The 17284-nt window shown below is 46.7% G+C and carries 15 protein-coding genes; 4 read left to right on the top strand and 11 right to left on the bottom strand.

Going from position 1 to position 17284, the window contains the following annotated elements; translation table 11 throughout:
* Positions 1 to 2: 2 nt before the first annotated feature.
* The gene (locus GPK90_RS18505) at positions 3 to 533 is read right to left on the bottom strand and encodes a DUF3877 family protein (protein WP_118297035.1); all 531 of its coding nucleotides are present in this window, start codon (positions 531 to 533) and stop codon (positions 3 to 5) included.
* An 11-nt stretch (positions 534 to 544) separates the two neighbouring features.
* Positions 545 to 1657 carry an aldo/keto reductase gene (locus tag GPK90_RS18500; RefSeq protein ID WP_215703645.1) on the bottom strand — a complete coding sequence of 371 codons (1113 nt, stop codon included), beginning with the start codon at positions 1655 to 1657 and terminating at the stop codon, positions 545 to 547.
* Positions 1658 to 1915: 258 nt separating this feature from the next.
* Here GPK90_RS18500 and GPK90_RS18495 point away from each other — a divergent pair, with 258 nt between their 5' ends.
* On the top strand, positions 1916 to 2605 hold the full coding sequence (locus GPK90_RS18495) for a TetR/AcrR family transcriptional regulator (protein WP_215703644.1): 690 nt from the start codon (positions 1916 to 1918) through the stop codon (positions 2603 to 2605).
* Here the strand turns inward: GPK90_RS18495 and GPK90_RS18490 are convergent.
* Positions 2571 to 3482 (bottom strand): AEC family transporter, encoded by a 912-nt coding sequence (locus GPK90_RS18490; RefSeq protein ID WP_118297038.1) that lies wholly within the window; start codon positions 3480 to 3482, stop codon positions 2571 to 2573. The two genes, GPK90_RS18495 and GPK90_RS18490, sit on opposite strands and share 35 nt — an antisense overlap.
* A gap of 318 nt (positions 3483 to 3800) precedes the next feature.
* Between GPK90_RS18490 and GPK90_RS18485 the strand changes: the two genes are divergently transcribed.
* Together GPK90_RS18485 and GPK90_RS18480 are read left to right on the top strand one after the other, a co-directional pair.
* Entirely contained in the window at positions 3801 to 4367 is a 567-nt protein-coding gene (locus tag GPK90_RS18485; RefSeq protein WP_215703643.1) for a GNAT family N-acetyltransferase, read from the top strand.
* 298 nt (positions 4368 to 4665) lie between these two features.
* On the top strand, positions 4666 to 5349 hold the full coding sequence (locus GPK90_RS18480) for a DUF6198 family protein (protein ID WP_215703642.1): 684 nt from the start codon (positions 4666 to 4668) through the stop codon (positions 5347 to 5349).
* Between the two features lie 136 nt (positions 5350 to 5485).
* Here GPK90_RS18480 and GPK90_RS18475 read toward each other — a convergent pair whose 3' ends face one another.
* The 3 genes from GPK90_RS18475 to GPK90_RS18465 form a co-directional block, all read right to left on the bottom strand.
* Positions 5486 to 7387, bottom strand: coding sequence for an ABC transporter ATP-binding protein (locus GPK90_RS18475; protein ID WP_118533219.1), 1902 nt, complete (start codon positions 7385 to 7387; stop codon positions 5486 to 5488).
* A gap of 1 nt (position 7388) precedes the next feature.
* Positions 7389 to 9125, bottom strand: coding sequence for an ABC transporter ATP-binding protein (locus tag GPK90_RS18470; RefSeq protein WP_118603374.1), 1737 nt, complete (start codon positions 9123 to 9125; stop codon positions 7389 to 7391).
* Positions 9126 to 9317: 192 nt separating this feature from the next.
* Positions 9318 to 9740 carry a MarR family winged helix-turn-helix transcriptional regulator gene (locus GPK90_RS18465; protein WP_215703641.1) on the bottom strand — a complete coding sequence of 141 codons (423 nt, stop codon included), beginning with the start codon at positions 9738 to 9740 and terminating at the stop codon, positions 9318 to 9320.
* A gap of 631 nt (positions 9741 to 10371) precedes the next feature.
* Between GPK90_RS18465 and GPK90_RS18460 the strand changes: the two genes are divergently transcribed.
* On the top strand, positions 10372 to 10854 hold the full coding sequence (locus tag GPK90_RS18460; RefSeq protein ID WP_215703640.1) for a DUF2798 domain-containing protein: 483 nt from the start codon (positions 10372 to 10374) through the stop codon (positions 10852 to 10854).
* 291 nt (positions 10855 to 11145) lie between these two features.
* On the opposite strand, the gene GPK90_RS18455 is transcribed toward GPK90_RS18460, so the two are convergent.
* The 5 genes from GPK90_RS18455 to xerA all read right to left on the bottom strand — a co-directional run bounded on the left by GPK90_RS18455 (position 11146) and on the right by xerA (position 17278).
* On the bottom strand, positions 11146 to 14439 hold the full coding sequence (locus GPK90_RS18455; RefSeq protein ID WP_215703639.1) for a DEAD/DEAH box helicase family protein: 3294 nt from the start codon (positions 14437 to 14439) through the stop codon (positions 11146 to 11148).
* 74 nt (positions 14440 to 14513) lie between these two features.
* Entirely contained in the window at positions 14514 to 14975 is a 462-nt protein-coding gene (locus tag GPK90_RS18450; RefSeq protein ID WP_118532817.1) for a hypothetical protein, read from the bottom strand.
* Between the two features lie 60 nt (positions 14976 to 15035).
* Positions 15036 to 15137 carry a DUF3990 domain-containing protein gene (locus tag GPK90_RS19840; protein ID WP_486463683.1) on the bottom strand — a complete coding sequence of 34 codons (102 nt, stop codon included), beginning with the start codon at positions 15135 to 15137 and terminating at the stop codon, positions 15036 to 15038.
* A gap of 43 nt (positions 15138 to 15180) precedes the next feature.
* The gene (locus GPK90_RS18440) at positions 15181 to 16275 is read right to left on the bottom strand and encodes a restriction endonuclease subunit S (RefSeq protein WP_215703638.1); all 1095 of its coding nucleotides are present in this window, start codon (positions 16273 to 16275) and stop codon (positions 15181 to 15183) included.
* A 34-nt stretch (positions 16276 to 16309) separates the two neighbouring features.
* Positions 16310 to 17278, bottom strand: coding sequence for a site-specific tyrosine recombinase/integron integrase (gene xerA / locus GPK90_RS18435; RefSeq protein WP_215703637.1), 969 nt, complete (start codon positions 17276 to 17278; stop codon positions 16310 to 16312).
* Positions 17279 to 17284: the final 6 nt, after the last annotated feature.

Here is a 17284-nt window from a genome sequence, read left to right as displayed (position 1 = left end):
ATTTACAGCAGCTCCTCATAATCCTCCGGCAGGAACCGGTGGTAGATCAGATGGCATCCCTCATCCTTAAAACAGTAATAATACCGATCCGGGATGCCATCCGCAAAGTGGAACGCCCAGTCGAAATCGCCGTCCTCAATTTCTTCAAACACGGCATGTTCCGACCATTTGAGGAAAAGCTCCCGGATCTCATCAAGGCTGCATCCATGTCTCCCGACAAGTTCTACAAGATCCTGGATAAACTCCCGTCCTTTCATCTGTTCATGGACGAACACACTGCCCTCTTCCGGGATCTTAATACAGAACCGGTCCCCTTTTGCGGTCACCTGAACAGCTCCAAGCGTATCCTTCGTGTGGACTCCAAGCTCCTGAAGCCGCTCTTCCATCCGTTCCGGGGTATCATCTGTCCCGAAAAAGTGATTCAGCGTCGAGACCGGATAGTACAGCCGGATCACCTCCGGGCGAAACCCGAGCTTCGCCTGCTGCTCCTTCACCATATCGATCAGATTTTCTTCCAGTTCATGAAATCCCATGTTATTCTCCTTTATGCCTCTTTCTTCTCAAATTCCGCCGCAACATCACACAGCAGATCGCGGATCTTCAGCTGCTGCGGACAAATCTGCTCACATTTTCCGCATTTGATGCAGTCGGATGCCTTTCCATGCCCATTCGTGTGGATTTCATAGTAATGGTCAGAATTCCAGTTCTGATACATCTTTTTCGCATTCATGCAGGCGAAAAGATCCGGGATCAAGATCTTTTTCGGACAGCCGTCCACACAGTAGCGGCATTCTGTACACGAAATCAGCTTTTTGCCCCGGATGATCTCACATACCTTCTCTACCGCCTGTGTCTCTTTCTCGTCAAGCGGCCTGAAGTCTTTCATAAAGTCCAGATTTTCCTTCATCTGGTCGATCGTGCTCATTCCGGAGAGGACCATCATGATCCCCGGGAATCCCGCCGCATAGCGGATCGCATATGTCGCCGGACTTCCGCCATGGAGCTCGTCAAATACTGCTTTTGCATTATCCGGAAGATTTGCGAGACTGCCGCCGCGGACCGGTTCCATGACGATCACCGGTTTTCCATGCTTTCTGCAGACTTCATAGCATTTTCCGGACTGAACCGCCGGGTCATCATAGTCGATATAGTTGAACTGGAGCTGTACCACCTCTACCTGCGGATACTCGGTGAGGATCTGGTCAAGAACCTCCGCACAGTCATGGAACGAGATTCCAAAATGGCGGATCTTTCCCTCTTCCTTGAATTTCAGTGCCGTCTCATACGCATGACATTTCTTGAACTTTTCAAACTTTTCAACATTCTGGGCATGCATCAGATAAAAGTCAAAATACTCCACTCCGCAGCGTTCCAGCTGGGACTCAAAAAGCGGGCGGATATCCTCTTCTTTTTCGAAGAAATTTCCTGTCAGCTTATCCGTGAGGATATAGCTTTCTCTCGGGTGACGGCTCGTCAGGCAGTTTTTGATCGCAAGCTCGCTCTTTCCGCCGATATAGCCACGCGCCGTGTCAAAGTAATTGAATCCCTGTTCCAGGAAATAATCGACCATCTGACAGACCTGTTTCTCGTCCACCTCTTCCCCGATCATCGGGAAACGCATACAGCCAAATCCAAAATTTTTCTTGATCTTATCCATCCGCTTCTCCTTTTCCCACGCGATTCACCGGCCGGGATCTAAAATCATCTTCCGTTACAGTACATGGGCACTCCATGCCCGCGCACTGTAACAGGAGTTTGCGTCCCAGTCTCACGGTTTTCACCTGTTTCGTAAGTGACATGTTGTAACTAATTTTGATGTTAGCATACCCCACATGCCTTGTCAAGTGCCTGGAAATCAATTATAATGATGGTGTATTTATTGAATAAAGCATGGAATTGACAGGAGGTGAACCCCATGACAGACTTTGTACGCGCAAGAAGTGAAGAACAGAAACAGGCCCGGATGGCAGAGATCAAGGCTGCTGCCGACTCTCTTTTTAATTCCGTCACCTACCAGGAGATCACCCTGTCCACGATCGCAAGAAAGCTGTCATGGACACGCGCAAACCTCTACAAATACGTGACGACAAAGGAAGAGATCTATCTGGAAATCTGTTCCGATAAGATGCACTCCTATTTCGATGATCTTTTCGCCGCTTTCCCGGAAGGGAAAACATGGACTCCGGACGAGTGGGCTGGCCGCTGGGCCGATGTCTTAAACGACCACCGCGACTATTTCCGCTACAGCGATATCCTCTGCACAATCATCGAGGTCCATGTCTCTGCCTGCCGGCTTGCCTGCTTTAAAAAAAGTTATTTTACCGGCAAAGATGCTTTCGTCAGACTTATGGCAGACCACTTCAGTCTCTCTGACCATGACGCCAGCGAAATTTTTCTCGCCGTCCTGTACCATGCGTCCGGTCTCTGTGGGAGCACTCACTCGAATCCGGTCATGAAGGAAGCATTAAAAATAGCCGGAATCCCGCATAAAGAACGGGATTTCCGGCTCAGTATGTACGAATTTATCCGAATGAACCTCTGGTATTACCTTGAAAGTCCCACAGGATCTCCTACTGCAGGAAATAACACCAGATCGGAAGTGTGATCAATGAGACGACCGTGGAAAAGACAACGATCTTCGTTGCCAGGCGGTCGTCTTTTCCATATTTGACCGCAAGGACTACACTCGTGCTCGCCGCCGGCATCGCGGAGAGGATCACGCAGACCGCTGTGATCAGCGAGTCGATCCGGAACAACCGGCATCCTGCAAGGACGATGACCGGGATCAGGAACAGGCGGATAAATGTATAATAGTAAACTTCTTTTGAGAACACCTCTTTAAACGGCACCTCCGCCAGTGTGCATCCGATGAGCAGCATCGCGCAGAACGTATTAGCTCCGGCGATCGTCCGGACTGTCTGGTTTACAAATCCCGGAAGCTGAAACTGCGAGATGAGAAGCACCATTCCGGTAAAGATCGCGATGATGCACGGATGGGTCAGCACCTTTTTCACAAGTTCTTTTTTCGTCGGCGCCTCCGTAAAGTAAGTGAGTCCTACCGACCACATGAAGATCCTCGTCGGGATCGTATAGACTGCGGCGTACATGATCCCAAGGTCTCCGAAGATTCCTTCCGCAATCGCATTTCCGAGGATCCCGGCATTCGAGACGATCGTCGCGTACTGAAGAACCTTCCGGCTCTCTTCATTCCATCCCGGATAGAGGACGCGGCTGAGCCCGTTCGAGATGATCTGGATCAGAAATGAGATCACGATCACTTCCAGGGTCAGTTTTAAGATATCCATGCTGAATTCCATCTGGAACGATTTGATGATACTCGCAGGAAGTGTCACGTTCATGACAAGATTGCTCAAAAGCGCCTTTCCACTCTTATCGATCATCCCTTTTTTCCTCAGATACCATCCGAGCGCCAGAACGCAGAACATCATGCCCTGCATATTAAATAAACTTGTAAAATCCATTTTGTTCCCCTTACCTGCGGCTGTCCTATATGTTATGGATAACCGCCGTTTTATGCATTACAGTTATTGTAACTCTGGCATTTGGGAGTTGTCAATTGGCATGTCCGGCGCAGTTGCAAAATATGCTTGAAATTCTTTCTATTTGGCAGGCGGATCATCCAGACGCCGCAATTGGTCATTTACAAGACTTACGGGGTAAAAACGTTTTCCGACGATGATTGCAGGATATCGTTCCGCGACAAAACACCTGTTTTCATCTCCTTTTTCCGGTGCTATAATAACTCCTGTTACAGCAGTTTTTCAAAAAGGAGGTCCCCCATGGATTCCATCAATATCCGAAATGCAAAACTTGAAGATGCACCGCGCATCCTGGAAATCTATGCTTATTATGTCGAAAACACCGTGATCACATTCGAATACGAAGTCCCCTCTCTCGAAGAATTCGAAAACCGGATGCGCAACACCATGAAAAAATATCCATATCTCGTGATCGAGCGAAACGGAAAAATCGGAGGCTACTCCTATGCAGGTCCCTTCGTTGGCCGCGCTGCCTACGATTGGGCCTGCGAACTCACGATCTACCTGGACCATAACGCCAAAAAATGCGGTCTCGGCCGAAAACTCTACGAAGCCCTCGCCGACCGCCTGAAAACCATGGGCATTCTGAATCTTTATGCCTGCATCGGCTACCCCAAAGTAGAGGACGAATATCTCAACAAAAACAGTGCCCAGTTCCACGAACATCTCGGCTTCCACCTCTGTGGTACCTTCGAAAACTGCGGCTATAAATTCAACCGCTGGTACGACATGATCTGGATGGAAAAAATCATCGGGGAACACAAAACAGACCAGCCGCCGGTAAAACCGTACTCCTACATGGAATAAAAAGAATCCATAGAGATCAACACTTTTACGGATGTAAATATGCGTTATATTACATTTTTTCGGACGTAAATTCGTTCTATTCTACATTTTTACGGACGTTAAAGTCGTGCTGTACCACATTTTTTTCGGACGTTAGCTCACTCTTTCCTACATTTTTTCGGATGTTAGCCTGTCTCCGGCAACTTTTTTCGGGCAATGGACAGCAAAAAACTCCCTCTTGTACATTCCCCACCCCCGCGCTACAATAATAACCGTTCTGCACCTCACAGAAACATCGACTAACAGGAGACATACACAAATGAATACAAAAAAACAAAACGACACCCGCCCGATCTGGCGAGGTGAACTTGCCCTCTTGATCGTTGTCCTCATCAACAGCTTCGGCGTAGTCCTGATGCTCGACTCCGGCGCCGGAATCTCGGCAATCTCCAGCGTACCATACGCCTTCTCCGAATCATTCCCACGAATGACACTCGGCACCTGGACCTACATCTTTCAGGGCACACTCGTGGCTGTCCTGATGGTCCTTCGAAAAAAATTCGTTCCAACCTATCTCTTCAGCTTCGTAGTCGGCTTTGCCTTCAGCAAGATGCTGGATGTCTACAAAACTGCCCTTGCCGGTCTTCCAATGGGACTCGGATATCAGATCTGTTACTTTATCGTGAGCTATGTCGTCCTCTGCATCGGAATTGCACTCTCCAACCGCTGCGGACTCCCGATCATCCCGACCGACCTGTTCCCGCGTGAAACAGCTGAGATCCTCAAAGTACCCTACTCCAGAGTCAAGATCACCTTCGACGTGATCTGCCTCGCCGTGACTGCCGGACTGACCTTCCTCTTCCTCGGCCACATCAAAGGCCTCGGGATCGGAACGATCCTTGCTGCCTTTACCATGGGAAAAGTGATCGGTCTGATTGGAAACGTCCTCGACCGTCATTTCCGATTTGTATCATTTCTGACAGAAAAAGAACAGACGGCATAAAAAATCCCCCTCCCACTCCTGCCCGCACACCCGGATTTCCGGGCACACTGCAGAAGTTAGAGGGGGATTTTTATTTACGCGAAGCGTGTTTTCACTTGTTATATTCACAAATTACTGTATGACCAGACCGCAGCCATTACTCCAGCTCAAACGCACCTGTATAAAGCTGATAATACACGCCCTTCTGCGCGATCAGCGTCTCATGGTCGCCGCGCTCGATGATGTGACCGTGGTCGAGAACCATGATCGCCTTACTGTTGCGGACCGTGGAAAGACGGTGCGCGATAACAAAGACGGTACGTCCCATCATCAGGTTGTCCATACCTTCCTGGACGAGTGCCTCCGTTCTCGTATCGATCGAGCTTGTCGCCTCATCGAGGATCATGACCGGCGGATCCGCAACGGCTGCTCTCGCGATCGAGATGAGCTGTCTCTGCCCCTGGGAAAGGCTCGCACCATTTCCGGTGAGCATCGTATTGTAGCCCTCCGGCAGTCTCTGGATAAAGTCATCGGCATTCGCCAGTCTCGCTGCCGCCATACACTCCTCGTCCGTGGCGTCCAGACGACCATAGCGGATGTTGTCCATGACCGTGCCGGTAAACAGGTTGACATCCTGTAAAACGACGCCGAGAGATCTTCTAAGATCCGGTTTTCTGATCTTCGTGATGTTGATGCCATCGTAACGGATCTTTCCGTCCGGAATGTCGTAGAAACGGTTGATCAGGTTCGTGATCGTCGTCTTTCCGGCGCCGGTCGCACCTACAAACGCGATCTTCTGACCAGGTTTCGCATAAAGAGTGATATCATGGAGAACAAGCTTCTCCGGTGTGTAGCCGAAATCAACATCCTCCAACCGGATATCGCCCTTTAACGGGGTGTAGGTGACGGTTCCGTCCGCCTTGTGCGGATGTTTCCATGCCCAGATGCCGTTCTTGTCGTTTGTCTCCTTCAAGGTTCCGTCCGCAGTCCACTCCGCGCGGACAAGCGTTACATAACCTTCATCCTTCTCCGGCTCCTCATCAATCAGAGAGAACACTCTGGAAGCTCCTGCGAGTCCCATTGCGACCATGGAAACCTGCATGGATGCCTGCCCGATCGTCTGGGAAAGCTGTCTTGCCATTCCGAGGAACGAGACGATGATACCGATCGTAAGGACACCGTTTCCGCCGAGGCTTAAGTTCGGCGCTCCGCAGTAGACGAGAAGTCCGCCAACGATCGCCAGTACCACATACATCAGGTTGCCGACATTGTTTAAGATCGGCATCAGGGAGTTACCATAGCGGTTTGCAAGTTCTCCGTCGGAGAACAGTTTCTCATTTAACTTGTCGAAATCCTTCTTGCACTCTTCTTCATGACAGAACACCTTTACGACCTTCTGTCCCTGGATCATCTCCTCGATGAAACCTTCCTCTTTCGCGAGCGACTTCTGCTGCTCCATCATATAGCGGGAGCTCGCGCCGCCGAATTTCTTCGTGACCGTCAGCATAAGCACCGAGAACAGGCAGACCAGGATCGTCATCCACACGCTGTAGTAGATCATCATGAGGAACATGACTGTGATCGTCAAAGATGCCTGGAATACCATCGGAAGCGACTGACCGATCATCTGGCGGATCGCGTCCGTATCGTTCGTGTAGGTACTCATGATATCGCCGTGTGCATGTGTATCAAAATATTTGATCGGCAGGGACTGCATCTTATCGAACATGTCCACACGCAGATGCTTTAACGTTCCCTGTGTCACGATCGCCATGAGATGCGTGTAGGTGAACGCCGCTGCAACACCGAACGCGTAGATCGTGAGCATGGAGAGAATCGTCTGCATGAACGGCTGTTTCACACTTTCCATGCCCGATTTCAGGCCCGGAAGGATGCAGGTATCGATCAGCCGCTGTAAAAATACCGTCTGGACAACGGAAGCCGCCGCGCTGACGATAATGCAGCAGATGACCACGATCAGGTGGATCCTGTAATTCTGGAAGATATAGCGGAGCAGGCGGCCGAAAGTGCCTTTTTTCCTATTGTTCTGTTTTTCCATATCACTCTGCCTCCTTGCTCTTTGTCTGGGAATCATTGACTTCCCGGTAAATTCCGTTTAAAGCGAGAAGTTCTTCATGCGTACCGGACTCCACGATCCGTCCGCCGTCCATGACGAGAATGCGGTCCGCATCCTGCACAGAGGAGACACGCTGGGCGATGATGATCTTTGTGGTATCCGGAAGCTCATTCTTAAATGCCTGACGGATCAGGGCATCGGTCTTTGTGTCGACCGCAGAGGTGGAGTCATCGAGGATCAGGATCTTCGGCTTCTTTAAAAGAGCTCTCGCAATACAGAGACGCTGCTTCTGGCCGCCGGAGACGTTCGTTCCTCCCTGCTCGATGTAAGTGTCATAGCCGGCCGGGAACTGGGTGACGAACTCATCCGCCTGCGCAAGCTTGCATGCATGGATCAGCTCCTCGTCTGTGGCGTTCTTGTTGCCCCAGCGGAGGTTATCTTTGATCGTTCCCGAGAACAGGACGTTCTTCTGGAGAACGACGGCCACCGCGTCACGGAGCGCCTGGAGATCATATTCTCTCACATCGCGTCCACCGACTTTGACCGAACCTTCCGAGACGTCATAGAGACGCGGGATCAGCTGGATCAGGGAAGTCTTGGAGGAACCGGTTCCTCCGATGATCCCGATCGTAGCGCCGGACGGGATCTCAAGATCGATGTCCGTGAGCGCATATTTCTTGTTCTTTCCGGAATAGCGGAAGGAAACATGATCAAACTCGATGCTGCCGTCCTTCACTTCCTTCGCTCCGTTTTCCGGAGATCTCAGGACACTCTCATGTGTCAGGACCTCCGCGATACGGTCGCCGGATTCCTGCGCCATGCTGCACATAACAAATACCATGGACAGCATCATCATTGAAGACAGGATCTGGACGCCATAGCTGATCAGGGAGGAAAGTTCACCGGTCGAGAGCGATGTTCCGCCGGATCCGATGATGAGCTTCGCTCCAAAGAAGCTTACTAAAAGCATCGCAAGATAGATGCAGAACATCATGAGCGGGTTGTTCAATGCGAGGATCTTCTCTGCCATCGTGAAGTCTTTCCGGACTTCCTCTGCGGCTTTTCCGAACTTTTCCTTCTCGTAGTCTTCACGGACGAAGGATTTTACAACACGGATGCCGCCGACGTTTTCCTGGACGGAATTGTTTAAGGCATCATACTTCTTAAAGATCCGCTTGAAGATCGGATGTACATAGAAAAAGATGCCGAACAGCGCGATCGCGAGGACCGGGATCAGTGCCAGGAAGATGAAGGACATCCGGACATTGATACTCATGCTCATGATCACGGAGAAGATCATCATGAGCGGGGCACGGACTGCCATCCGGATGAGCATCTGATACGCATTCTGGACGTTTGTGACGTCGGTCGTCATTCTCGTGACCAGAGAGGACGATGAAAACTTGTCGATATCCGCAAACGCGAAATCCTGGGTTTTAAAATAGAGATCTCTCCGGAGGTTCTTTGCAAGTCCGCATCCGGCTGTTGCCGCGGATCTTGCGGAGAGGACTCCAAAACACAGGGACATGGTCGCAAGGACCAGAAGAAGCACGCCGTACTTTAAGATCGGTGTCATGGAAGTTCCCGTCATGTCATCGATGAGCTTTGACATGATGAGCGGGATCGTACATTCCAGCACGACCTCCATGGCAACGAACACGGGCGTCTCGATGGATGCCCGTTTATACTGGCGCACGCTTTTTAAAAGTGTTTTAACCATGAATCTTACCTCGTTTCCATATTATGATTTGTTATGATAAAAGTTCAAAAGGTTCGGTACAGCAAGTCCGTATCCTTGCAGAACCGGCTGTATCTTCCCCCTTTTGTCCTTATAACGGACTTTCTCCTTTCAGATAAGTCTTCTGTCTCCCGCTGCCGGAAAGAGAACAGAGTCTTATCTGACTAATCTGTATCAGGACATGTTCCGGATCATCCGGCTGATGACGCGGAAAAATGTCGCGAGATCATCCTCCGTGATCCCCGCGGTCAGCCTTCGTTCCGTCTCCTCCAGACTCTCCCGGATCATTTCCTGGTACTGGATTCCCTTTTCCGTCACAACGATCCGCTTTAATCTCGCATCGTAGGGAACCGTTTCCCGGCGGATCAGACCATTCTTTTCCATATCCTTTAAGATTTTTGTGGCCGTCGGCGGCCGCAGGCTGTATTCTTCCTCAACATCTTTCTGGAACACATCCGTGTCCATGCTTCTCGCCAGAATAAAATGAAGCGTTTTTCCCTGCGCGGGGCTCAGAGTGTCGTGAAAAGAAAAGGTACTGAAATGCCTCCGGATCAAATTGGACAGCATTCCGATACTTCTGCCAACAGTTTCTTTCATAAATCAAAATCCCCCTTTAAAAAAGAATGTGCCGCAGCTCATTCTCGCACCGAGCGTGATCGCTATCATCTTTGTCTGCCTCATATTTCAGCGCTTCTTTCCATTCTCCGCTCTGACCGTAAGAAAATGTGAAACCAAAATCAGAGTTCCTGTCGTCTCCGACCGTATTCCATTGATTTTATTCTTAGCAAATACTTAGTAAACTAATTTGTTAGCTTGCTAAGTATCATAAAACATCCATCATTTAATGTCAACGAAAAAATTGTGAAAATTCTGTGAGGAAATCATTACATGAAACTCCATATGGGAATGTGAATAAGAGCATATAAGAATATTGTATACAATTTGTGCATGTTTCCGAAAATGAAAAAAATGGAAAAAAAGACTTACGAAGACCGGAAAAATATTGTATACTGCGTTCACATAGAGATTGGAAACGCAGTGAGATGCACACAAAAAGCAGTGGAGTCGCAACGAGTTTTGTTGACTTCGCTGCTTTTTTCTGCCCCTTGCAGTGAGAAGCGCATCCGGAAGAAAAGACATTCCATATGCTTTTCCGATCATGAAAAAGAATATGTACGCTGGCACGTACAATAACCAAAAACACAATTTCACAAAGAGGAGAAAAAGTATGCCAAAAAATAAAAGAGAAAGTCTGATCTACACCGTATTAATGTGCTTTACTATGGTGCTCTGGATGAGCATCTACAATGTAACCCTTCACATGGGAGCTCTGAACCTGACCACGATCCGCGAAGCATGGATCGGTTTCCCGATCGCCTACGTGTTTGCGATGTGCATGGACTGGTTCGTCGTATCAGGCCCGGCAAAGGGATTCGCATTCCGTTTTCTCGTTAAGCCGGAAAGCCCGGTATTACACAAAGTGATCGCAGTTTCCTGCTCCATGGTCGTTCCGATGGTGATCATCATGTCCATGTACGGAGCTCTTGAGGGATGTGTAAAGAGCGGAAACTTCAATCTGCTCCTGAGCATCTGGCTGACAAACATTCCGAAGAACTTTATCATGGCTCTTCCGTTCCAGCTCCTCGTTGCAGGACCGCTTGTACGCCGCGTATTCCGCGGAGCATTCCCGGAAGGAACTGTGTTAGCATGATCGGATAAAAGCTGATCTGCGACAAAAATTTTTGTTATAGATCTCAAAAACGCCCTATCGGCAGAATGCAGCAATCTTTGCGAGTGAACCCATTGAAAAACAAAAGACACAATGCGAGATTGAATTTTTCAATCAGCACTGCGTCTTAGCGTCTGGCTCTTCCGTCTTTCCGGTCATGACCTGATTTCTTGTTTTTGTAACCGTTCGGTTACTTTGTATTATAGCAACCGAACGGTTACTTGTCAAGATAAAAGAAGACGTTCGGCGGAAACTGTTTCATGAGGAATAACATCATGCCGCCGCATTCGCATTCACCTGGTCGATCACCTTCCGGATCCCCATCCATACAGACAGATCTGTGAAGACATCCACAATACTTCCCTGATCTGTAAACGGGGAATCCTGAAGAACAGACAGATCCTTCATCATTCCATTCTGGACAATATATTCCACAATCTGGTTCACAAAATAGATCTGCCGGCTGTCAAGGTTGGTGCTGTCCAGATATTCTGAAAACGCCTGTTTCGCCGCATTCATATCGAGACCGACGATTCCCCGTACAAACTCACCGAGTGGCTTTTCCCCATACTCCGCCTCATAATCTGCCTTCGTTCCGAGATCACTCCAGAGGATCTTTTCCAGCTCCTTCACATCTTCGGAATTCAGCGGGATATTTCCTTTCAGCTTCGCAATCACTGATTCATTCTGATGTTCCCGGATATAGAACTCCGCCTTTGCCTTATAATTTTTCAGATCATCATTTTCGAGCTCCGATTCGTTCCACTCCGTAGATAAAACTTCATCATCCATATTCGTCTCATAAATGATATACTCTTTCGGAATGTACTTCACGAGATCACGCAGATTTTTCCGTATTTTTTCAAAATCATTGACATCCGCACGATCCAGATAATCTGTATGGAGGATCTGCTCAATCAACGGTGCCTGTTTTGTAATCTCCGGAATATTTGCAACCTTTGTAAGACCCCTTGCTCGTTTTATAAGATCATGTTTCCCCCTGGAATATTTCTTTCCGGCCAGATACGCCAGCTCAATTCCGTACATCAGTGCATCAAAACGGAGCGCCTGCGCATCATCTTTTTCCGGTTCAATCAACGGTGCCAGTTCATCCCGAGCTACCAAAGTATCCGCATAAGTCAGCGCCTGATAGTTCTCTCCTGATGAATACAGTTCCACGTATTTTAAATGCTGACGGACTGCAAAATTATCCCGATTCAGCTCGCGCACCTTTCCGGTCATATCTTCAATAAGCGAACTGCGGAATTTTTTTAGTTGTTCTGTCTGATATGCGAGATCCTGAAGCTTGTACGACATTTCGAATTTCAGCTGAAAAATCGCCCCCTGAACCGCAATCGTATTCGCTGTCGATTTTCCTTTGTTCATCCGGAAAAATTCAAAATTCCCACAAAAATCAAAGATATAAAACTTGTCCTTATCTGCACCATCCATAAGTCCCGGACAAAGTCTCGTTCCGCGTCCGATCATCTGCCAGAATTTTGCCTTACTCATAACTTTTTTGAAGAATACAAGGTTTAAGACCTCCGGAACATCAATTCCAGTATCCAGCATATCAACCGATATCGCGATCTGCGGCATTTTCTTTGGATCTGAAAATTCATCGATCGCACTCTGCGCATAGTTCAGATAATTATCTATCACTTTTGCATAGTCTTTCAAGTGTGGATATTCTTTTCCAAACACCTCAAGAATTTTCTCTGCATGCCGGTGGTTCTTCGCAAAAATGATCGTCTTTCCGATCTTATTCCCATAATCCACGCGAAGCCCATTTGTCATCAAAATATTCAAGACTTCACGAATCGTATCTTCATTAAACACCCAGTCATTAAGTGCCGAAGAATTGATCTGCTCCGGAAGATTTCCATCTTCTGTCTCAAAAGTCTCCTCGTACTCCTGCTTATCCTCCTCAGAAAGTTCATCGTAGACAATCCCATTTTCAATAAATTTTAACCTCGTCTCGATCGACATAAAATCCACAAGATAACCATCTTTTACCGCCTGAGCCAGCTCATATCCATATGTCGGCACACCACTTTCCAATTCAAAGATTTCATATGTATTCTTATCGATCTCATCCTTCGGAGTTGCGGTAAGTCCGACAAGCGGGGCATCAAAATAATTGAAAATATCCCGGTATTTATTGTAAATGGATCGATGTGCCTCATCACAGATCACAAGGTCAAAATGTCCGCATGTAAACAATTTTCCATCTTCATCCTGAACCATATCAATGCAGTTCATCATCGTCTGGTAGGTGGAAAAGACACAATGCGCGCCATAATTATCTTTCTCTTCGCAGAGATTCGTGACGGAAAAATCCGGCAGAAGATTGACAAAACTTCTTTTCGCCTGTGTTACCAGGCTGTTCCGGTCTGCAAGAAACAGTACATTTTTGATCCATCCATGATTCAGAAGGACTTTGACAAGCGCGATCACGGTTCTCGTCTTTCCGGAACCGGTTGCCATGACAAGTAGCGCTTTCCTGCGATTTTTCCGATCAAAGCTATCGCAGACTGCTTTCACCGCTGCCTCCTGATAATAGCGCCCGGCAATCTTTTTATCGACAAAAATATTCGTCAAGCCGGTACGCATAGACTGCAGATTGAACAGTTTTTCCAGATCACGCTTTGAATAGATGGAAGCAACCTTCCGCTCCGGATACTGGTTATCCGAAATCCGCGTTTCGAATCCATTTGTCAGGAATACCACAGGTCTTCTTCCCTGCTGTTTTTCGATCAGATCCGCGTATAATTTCGCCTGCTGCCGTCCCTTGCTCACATCCACACAGGTCCGCTTTGCCTCGATGATCGCAAGCGCCTTTCCATCATCCCCATAGAGAACATAATCTGCAAATCCAGTCTCGCTCTTATTCGGCATTCCCGGGATTTCCACTTCATTCAGCCAGTTTTTCCCCTCGATCCAACCGGCATCCTCCAGCATGGCATCGATGTAAAGTTTTCTTGTCTTATATTCCGAAATATCAAGCGGTTTCGGCACATAGGTCGGCTGCTGCTCTTCTCTTCGTGCCGTCAGCTCTGCCTTTAACGCCTGGTTTTCTTTGATCAGTGTTTCCAGGTCGATCTCCGGTGTCTGCGGCTTTATAGCGACTGGTTTCGTCTCTGTCTTACCCAACAGTTTTTCATCAAATGCCCGTTCTGTATATTGATCTGCATAGCAATACGCTACATAATCCATGAAAACAAACAGATTTTCCAGACACAGCGCCGCCTGCTCCTTCGATACCCGTTTTCCTGTATGAGCCGCTGTATTTCCCATTTTCCGGATAAAATCCAACCGCTGCCATAAATCATTATCCACAAGATCCCGGAAATCTTCCGCACTCATCAGGCTGACCAGCTTGTCATCCCATGTTTTCGTCAGCGAGCTGTCAACCGAATACATCCACTTGATTGCAAATTCCATCGCCCGACGGCAGTTTAAAACAGATGCAGACTCATCAATGGAAAAAATCCGCTCCGCTGCGATCGCTGTATCGGCAAAACTTTTGAATTTTGGTTCATCCTTTAAAAAATCAAAGTTCGTCATGATGACACCTCCTGTTCGGGTGTATGACTTTTTTATTACCGTCCGTACAGCACGTGCACAGACTGATTGAATCATTACAAGATTTTCTTTTCTCTGTAGCTTTCAAAAATGTACGATGGATTTTCATAGTAAACACTGCTGTTATAGTCATCAATTTTCGGGCTGATAAAAGAATTATAAACCTGCATCAGTGCATCGATCACACTGATTTTTTCGTTTTCCGCAACCTTCTTGATCAGCCTTTTATAAACTTTTCCAATTTCCCAGTAAGTCGGAATTGTATACTGACAATCTCCTACATTATCAAAACTGCCTTTTTTGATACCTGACTCCGCAATGAAATCATCGCTGACACGGTCTATGTTATCACAATGATAGACATCCGCAAGATCATAAATCTTTTCCAGACGTTTTTTCCCTAATGCGTTTACAACATCTGCTCTTTTGTTTGTTGTCTTCCTGGCAATATAATCGATCAAACTGCATGTAAAAAAGAGATCGTTGTCTTTCTGCGGTTCTCGCCCTGTTTCCTGCATTATTGAATCACCTCATAATCTCTATATTCCAAACACTTCAAGGCATCTTCGGTACAAAAATTAATGAAATCCCGGTCCAAAGTCCTTCGTATTTCTCCCGATCCGAATTTCCGGTTCCTTCACCGGCATGTAGCCGCCGTGATAAACTGTCATTTTAGGCATAAGTAGTGTCCTTTCTACGAATTTTGCATGAAATAGTCGAATATTAACTGGTATTGGGTTGACAGGTGTGCGTATGCAACTGATATCGCAATTTTGATTTGTCGATATGCTTGACAAAATCAGCGAACTGGTTTTGAAGTTCCAACGGTGGGATAGGCACAACCAAATTTAGAATATCTTTATTTGAAATATTAGCCTGTCTAACACCTCTACTAATTCCCGTAAGTCTTTTCTTTATTTGCTCAAATTTGAGCAACTGTGACAAATAATACTTATCTATTCCCTCTTTTATTTCAAGTTTTGCATTCCGCTGATTTAAGTAATACATTTCATAATCATCGTCCAAAATACAAACATTACCGTAGTCATCTTTTCCGACAGTTCCTGTTAATGACATAACCAAATCACCAGGATACATAACATACCTTTCAAGACTTTCATCTTTCTGCCAATACACCATATTAACAGGCTTAAAATATCCAGCATTTATATTTCCAATACGAAGTACAGGAATACCACCTTTTTCATCAAACTGGTCACTCTTAAATGCATATCCGCCTAATACATTAAGTTTCTTAGATAACGGACATTCATTCCACTTTTTCGAATTAATATTCGGATCCCCAAACATCTCGACAAATCGGGCTCTGATCAAATTTTCTAACAATTTTAGTTCTCGTTGTCTCTGAGTTTTTATCTGATTAATATAATTTAATTGTTCAACAATATATACTTGTTCTTTCATACTTCTAAGTGGAATTTTCATCTTTCGCATAGCAGCTTGCGTCAATTTCTGTCTAGTAGCACCATTTATCATTCCTTCTACTTTATAAAACATAAGTGAATAGCATAAATAGTCTACATTTAGGCTTGCTTTTGGTTTTAAAACATGAGCATGATTGTTTACCCAACATTTTCCAGAAACCCTATACGCAATTGGTTTTTCTTTAGAGCCAAAGTTACCGCCATCTTCTGCAAGAAGAACTAATTCATCATCAAAAATGTAATCTGCAACATAATCTTGAATTCCATTTGCACCATAATAAGGATATTTCCCCTCTTCTCTGTCAGATTCTGTAATAGGTATTCGCATTGAATCAAGAATTTCACAGCAGTCTTCTAAATTCATTATTTCCATATTACTTATTTCATCCCCACAAACCCGAACTTGATCAGGCAATGTACTTCTGATGGGATGTCTTTACATTCAATTGGTTGACCATGGCGTACTGCATTGTGGTATCGATCTGTGAATGTCCGAGGATTTTCTGGACCTGCTCAATCGGCATTCCTTTGTCGATTGCACGGGTCGCCATGGTCCGGCGGAATTTATGGGGATGAATTCTTGTCAGATTGATCTTTTGTCCGAGTCTCCGCAGTCGGATCTCAACACCGCTGATCTTTAAGCGGGCATGAGGTGCGTCCAGCGTGACAAACAATGCCGGGTTGTCATCGGAACGGCTGTTTAAATAATTTTGCAGATGCAGCTTTGCCTTCGCATCAAAGTATACTTTGCGCTCCTTATCACCTTTTCCGAACACCACACATTCCCTGGCCTCAAAATCCACATCTTTAATGTTCAGATTTACCAGTTCCCCGACACGGATTCCTGTTGAATACAACAGATCAATGATTGCCAGGTCCCGGACACAACAGCAATGATCCCGCAGTTGCTCAATCCCCTCGTCGGAAATCACTTCCTTTACCTGCTGTTTCGTCTTGATTTTGTGGATCCGACGCATTGGACTCTTCAGGACATAATCCTCTTCTTCCAGCCATGAGAAAAAACTCGAAATGTTCCGGCGGATGTTGTCGATCGTGGATTTCCCACAGTTGTTGATCTTCTGATATTCCGAAAGATACGTCCGGATCTCCTCCGTTGTGATCTTTCTGACCGGTGTCTTTAGCATCTGGAACATTTTTTCTACGGTGACACGGTAATATTGAAGTGTTCTCTCGGAACATCCTTCGATTTTCTTTGCATCCAGGAACATCTGCAAGTAGGTATCATTCGTAGTCTCTACTTTAGTTGTTTCCGGCTGTGCCAGATTTTTCAACAGAACCTCCTGCAGTTTCTTCATCTGTGAAATATTCAGGTATTCTGCCATCTGATTTAAGATATTTACAAGCTTTTCTTCCATGTCGGT

The sequence above is a fragment of the Clostridium sp. MCC344 genome (assembly GCF_018785365.1).
Taxonomy (GTDB): Bacteria; Bacillota; Clostridia; order Lachnospirales; family Lachnospiraceae; genus Pilosibacter.
This window is presented reverse-complemented; position numbering and strand designations above follow the sequence as displayed.